Origin of the sequence: Paracoccus gahaiensis, assembly GCF_005048225.1 — a bacterium.
In the GTDB taxonomy this organism is placed as follows: Bacteria; Pseudomonadota; Alphaproteobacteria; order Rhodobacterales; family Rhodobacteraceae; genus Paracoccus; species Paracoccus gahaiensis.
In genome coordinates, this window is the sequence record NZ_SUNI01000056.1 from 1 (window position 1) to 4,834 (window position 4,834).

The window sequence follows — 4,834 nt, forward strand, 5'->3', positions numbered from 1 at the left end:
CTCCAGTTTGTCGTGCGGTAACGGGCAGGCTCGGGTTTCGTCATGTAAGGACGCTTAACCCACAACAGCACCCGCGTGAATCCTCACTCGGGCGAGTTCTGCAACAACGCCATGAGCATACAAAACCTTGCAATTCCCCGCTACCATTTTGGGAGGATAAGCAAACAAATCTAGATGGTTAAATGTTTTTCAGTCCGGACTAGAATAACACGTCACTTCTGATTAGGCAAAAAGGACAGACATGCAAAATTTTAATCTTGAGACGATGGCCTTGATGAGTTGAAGAGCATCAAGCGCGATCTCGACAAGGTCATCACCGATTTCGACCAGTGTCGCAAGGCAGAAGCCAAACGTGACCTTGAAGCAAAAGCCCGTGAATATGGGTTTTCGCTCACGGAACTCGTTGATTTTAAAAGCTCCAAACGTGGCCCTGTTGCAGCAAAATACCGCAATCCTGAAAATTCGGATCAGACATGGTCCGGGCGTAAGCGCGACGCCGATCCCCTCCTGCCGCTTTTGATCTGAACGGGTCATTCTTCATGCGGATGAGCGTTGGAGGTTGGGTCTTGGAACGAGACGGCAAAGTGGGCGTCCATTTGGACGGCCCAGGGGACGGCAGGGTTTCTCGGCTGGAGGTGATCGAGGGGCCGAGCGGGCGTCGGCGGCGCACGAAGGCGGAGCGGGCGCGGATCGCTGCGGAGAGCCTGGTGCCGGGGCCTCGGTAACGGATGTCGCGCGGCAGCACGGGACGACGCGCTGGCAGGTCTACGACTGGCGGAAGAAGTTGCGGACGGGGCAGCTTGTCGTGCCCGAGAGCGTGGCGGCCCTGCCGATGTTTGCAGAGTTGGTCGTCGAGGGTCCCGCAGCGGCGATGCCGGCAGAGACGGAGGTCGCCATCGGCGTGGAGATCGTTGTCGGCGATGTCGTGATCCGCGTCGGGGCCGACGCCGATGAGATCCTGCTGACCAGGTCCATCCGGGCGGCGCGGACGGCGACATCATGATGCTTGGTCAGGGAGGGCCGACAAAGGTCTATGTGGCGACGCGCCCGGTGGACTTCCGCAAGGGCATCGACGGCCTTGCGATGGCGGTGCAGGAGATGTTCGGGCTCGACCCTTTCTGTGGCGCCGTCTTCGTCTTCCGCTCGAAACGGGCGGACCGCATCAAGCTGCTGGTTTGGGATCAGACCGGAATGGTGCTCGTTCACAAGCGCCTTGAGGGAGGCAAGTTCGTCTGGCCGCAGATGCGGGACGGAGTGATGCGGATCTCCTCGGCGCAGCTGGCGGCTCTGTTCGAAGGGTTGGATTGGCGGCTGGTGCGGCCGGAACGGGCGCGGCGTCCGCTGGTCGCAGGGTGAGCGGGCGGACGCACGGGAATTCCCTGTTTTTGCTGGCCAGAACCGCGTTTGCGTGATTCACTTCGAGGCATGGATGCCGATGCCCTCAGCCGTGAGAACGCTCATCTGAAGGCCCGCCTGACCGAGGTCGAGGCGGCGCTCGTGGAGGTGCAGGAGGCCAATCGTCGGCTGGAGGGCATCCTGCGGGCATCGCAGCGCGAGCGCTTCGGCAAGAGTTCCGAGAAGCTGTCACCCGACCAGTTCAATCTGCCGCTCGAGGATGCCGAACTGGCCCAAGGCGTCCTCGCGGCCGCGCAGGAGAAGGCAGAGGCCGCGCTTGCCCAAGCGCGCGGGGAAGAACCTCGCAAGCCCGCGCGCAACCGCGGGCATCTGCCGGCGCACCTGCCCAGGGTCGAGCGCGTGATCGAGCCCGCCAGCATCCAATGCTCCTGCGGCTGCGGTGAGATGGCCCGGATCGGGGAAGATATATCCGAGCGGCTCGACGTAATCCCGGCGCAGTTCCAGGTGCTGGTGACGCGGCGCCCGAGATACGCCTGTCGCCGCTGCTCGCAGGCCGTGGTGCAGGCACATGCGCCCGAGCATGTTGTCCCTGGCGGGCTGCCGACCGAGCGGCTGATCGCGTGGATCATCGTCTCGAAGTTCGGCGACCACCTTCCGTTCTACCGCCAAGCGGGGATCTTCGAGCGGCGAGGTCTCCACCTCGACCGTGGCACACTCGGCAACTGGACGGGGCGCGCCTGCTTCCACCTGATGCCTGTCATCGACCACATGAAGGCTCATTTGCGCGGCGCCGACCGGATCTTCGTGGACGAGACCCGCGCGCCGGTGCTCGATCCGGGCCGGAAGGCCACCAAGAGCGGCTACTTCTGGGCCGTCGTGTCCGACGATCGCGGCCATGGCGGTGTCGGTCCGCCCATCGTGCTGTTCCACTACGCCCCCGGCCGAGGACGGGAGCATCCGCTGAAGTTCCTCCCCGGATACCGCGGCCGGTTCCTGCAATGTGACGCCTACCAGTCCTACAACGCGCTGACCGAGATCACGCGCGATGAGGGGCCGTGGCAGCTGGTCAATTGCTGGACCCATGTCCGCCGTCGCTTCGTGAAGCGCTTTGAAAGCGAGGGCCCGCCCATCGCCGAGGAGATGCTGCGCCAGATCGCATTGCTGTATCAGATCGAGAAGGCCGTGCGCGGCCAGGCTCCCGCCGACCGTCTCGCCGTCCGGGGCGCCCAGGCCGCCCCGATCATCGCCGCGCTCAAGCCCTGGCTTGGAACTCAGCTGTCGCGCATCCCGCAGAAATCCCTTCTGGCCGAGGATATCCGCTATACCCTCGCGCACTGGCCGGGCCTGATCCGCTTCCTCGACGACGGCACCCTCGAGCTCGACACCAACCCGGTCGAAAACCAGATCCGTCCGATCGCGCTGACCCGCAAGAACGCCCTCTTCGCCGGCAACGAGGTCGGCGCCGAGAACTGGGCCATGCTCGCCTCGCTCGTCGGCAAGCTGTCCGGTGTGAACCCCGTCGACTACCTCGCCGACACACTCCGGGCCATCCTCGACGGGCACCCCAGATCCCACATAGAAGACCTCATGCCGTGGCACCGCCCTCAGCCGTCAAGCCTCGCCGCATAGGGCCCCGACGTCGCGCTTACGTCCGGGCGTGGCCGTCAGCCGGTCTGGTATAAGAACGTCCTTGAAAAGGACACTGATTTTGACACCCTCGCAATTTGATTCTTGTATAATAGGTTTGGGCCGGGGATAAACCCGGCCCAGACTTCACATCATGAATGCGTCAACAAGGTATCCGAAGGACGACCCTTATCTTCTTTGTCTGCATACCATAATAGGCATGCTAAAAAAACCTTTCAAGCCACCTGAAATTTCTCACCTATAGTGACAGAATATTTTTTTCGTTTTTCAGGTGCCGTTGGATCAGTTGCTTCTGCAGCCGACCCGAGGGGATCGTATGTGCTGGGGTGCCAAGATAACCAATTTCGTCAACCTCAGGAAAGAGAGATGCAAATTCTTCCCGTTGCGCCTTGCTCAAGATGTTTTTTGTCTCCAAGCTCATCAAGAAGCTCTCGGTTGGTGCACCTTCGGCAAAGACGACTTCGTGTTGTTTGAAGACGAGGTGGAAATATTCAACGCTTTCGACAGTGTTGTCGATGTAAATTCCCGGCATCTCCGTCAGCCTGATTGCAGCCACGAGCGCAGTCTCAGAACCGAACATACGCTTAACAATATTGGAGTTCACGGCCATGCGGTGTTGGCGTGACACAACCAGATCTCTTTTGGGAAATCCCGAACCCAATGCTCCCGCGGTAATCCGGATCGGATAGAGTTTTTCGTTCTTCCTAAGTCCATTCGTGTCTATGACCCGGCTCATCGTCAAGACAAGTTCTTGAAAACCATTATCCTGGGTCAGAACTCTACAGCCTGATTTCAAGTCCTCCACAGGCACGTCACCAAGATCTGTGGTGATCAACGTTCCACGGACGAGACAAGGCAGACTAGGTGGCAATGGGTTCAAGTCACCGGCTTCCCTCATGGTGTCGATGTCAGATTTCCATCTCAGATCACCCAGAAGGCCGCCCGCAGGGAGCTTGGAGAAATCGACGTTCATCGTCGTATAAAGATCTCCAACGGCCGGATCTCCCGCTATATTCACAATGCCTGAATATGTTACGGTTATTTCACCGGCATCTTCTTCATATTCGGAATCCAACTCGAATGGATAGCCATCCAATGAGCCGGTCGTTGAGTTGTCATTCTCATTATTCTCGTTATCCAAGGTCGTATCAAAGACAGAGCTGCCAGGTTGCAAGTCAATTTGAAGCGACGTCAAAATTTTAGTAGTCGTCAATTCATGCCATTCGAAGCCGTAGGACATCTCGATGTCTGTGCCGCTAGCTCCACCAAAAGTGTAGGGGTCCAAAGCACGCCATGTCAGCGTTTCGGTAGAACCGTCAGCATAGGTGGCGGTGACAGTAGAACCTTCTAGATCAGCTCCGCGAGAGGTGGTGTCACCGCGAATACCGTTGACGGTTTCATGGGGGATCCCGTCGGTTCTAACAATATCAATGGAGGGCATTTATCAAACCACCTTTTACTATTCCCATTGGGAATTGAAGAATTTGGACTACTAAAATTTATCGCATTTTTGCCGTTTACACATACCCGGAACCTGTCGCAATAGTCTAATTAGACAGGTTTCTAATAAGCACACGTCCCATCTTGCTACGACCTTCGAAAGCGAATTTTATGGACTGCTAAAACTCATAGTTGTATTGCATTCGTGAACCGCCTCGACGTCCCCAACACGGCCAAGATCCGGCCCATGGTATTGGGTGATGAGGTAAGGGATGCTCATGGCGTTGTTGCAGAACTCGCCCGAGTGAGGATTCACGCGGGTGCTGTTGTGGGTTAAGCGTCCTTACATGACGAAACCCGAGCCTGCCCGTTACCGCACGACAAACTGGAG

General features: G+C 58.3%; 5 protein-coding genes. 4 read left to right on the plus strand and 1 reads right to left on the minus strand.

The window, feature by feature from the left end; genetic code table 11:
• Window positions 1-279 precede the first annotated feature (279 nt).
• From FA743_RS19890 to tnpC, 4 genes are all read left to right on the plus strand, one after another.
• A complete protein-coding gene (locus FA743_RS19890; protein WP_136887791.1) occupies window positions 280-525 on the plus strand; it encodes an H-NS histone family protein in 246 nt (81 codons plus the stop codon).
• A 34-nt stretch (window positions 526-559) separates the two neighbouring features.
• Entirely contained in the window at window positions 560-1,003 is a 444-nt protein-coding gene (locus FA743_RS20845) for a transposase (RefSeq protein ID WP_211242354.1), read from the plus strand.
• A complete protein-coding gene (gene tnpB, locus FA743_RS19900) occupies window positions 1,000-1,356 on the plus strand; it encodes an IS66 family insertion sequence element accessory protein TnpB (protein ID WP_211242355.1) in 357 nt (118 codons plus the stop codon). The genes FA743_RS20845 and tnpB overlap by 4 nt, the downstream gene beginning before the upstream one ends.
• Before the next feature lie 69 nt (window positions 1,357-1,425).
• Window positions 1,426-2,985, plus strand: coding sequence for an IS66 family transposase (gene tnpC, locus FA743_RS19905; RefSeq protein ID WP_136887792.1), 1,560 nt, complete (start codon window positions 1,426-1,428; stop codon window positions 2,983-2,985).
• A 256-nt stretch (window positions 2,986-3,241) separates the two neighbouring features.
• Here tnpC and FA743_RS19910 read toward each other — a convergent pair whose 3' ends face one another.
• Entirely contained in the window at window positions 3,242-4,444 is a 1,203-nt protein-coding gene (locus tag FA743_RS19910; RefSeq protein WP_136887793.1) for a Hint domain-containing protein, read from the minus strand.
• Between the last annotated feature and the right edge of the window lie 390 nt (window positions 4,445-4,834).

Bases quoted from the DNA above. Each gene is read 5' to 3' on its own strand.
- tnpC (WP_136887792.1), top strand. From the start codon at position 1,426: ATGGATGCCGATGCCCTCAGCCGTGAGAACGCTCATCTGAAGGCCCGC.
- tnpB (WP_211242355.1), top strand. From the start codon at position 1,000: ATGATGCTTGGTCAGGGAGGGCCGACAAAGGTCTATGTGGCGACGCGC.
- FA743_RS19910 (WP_136887793.1), bottom strand. From the start codon at position 4,444: ATGCCCTCCATTGATATTGTTAGAACCGACGGGATCCCCCATGAAACC.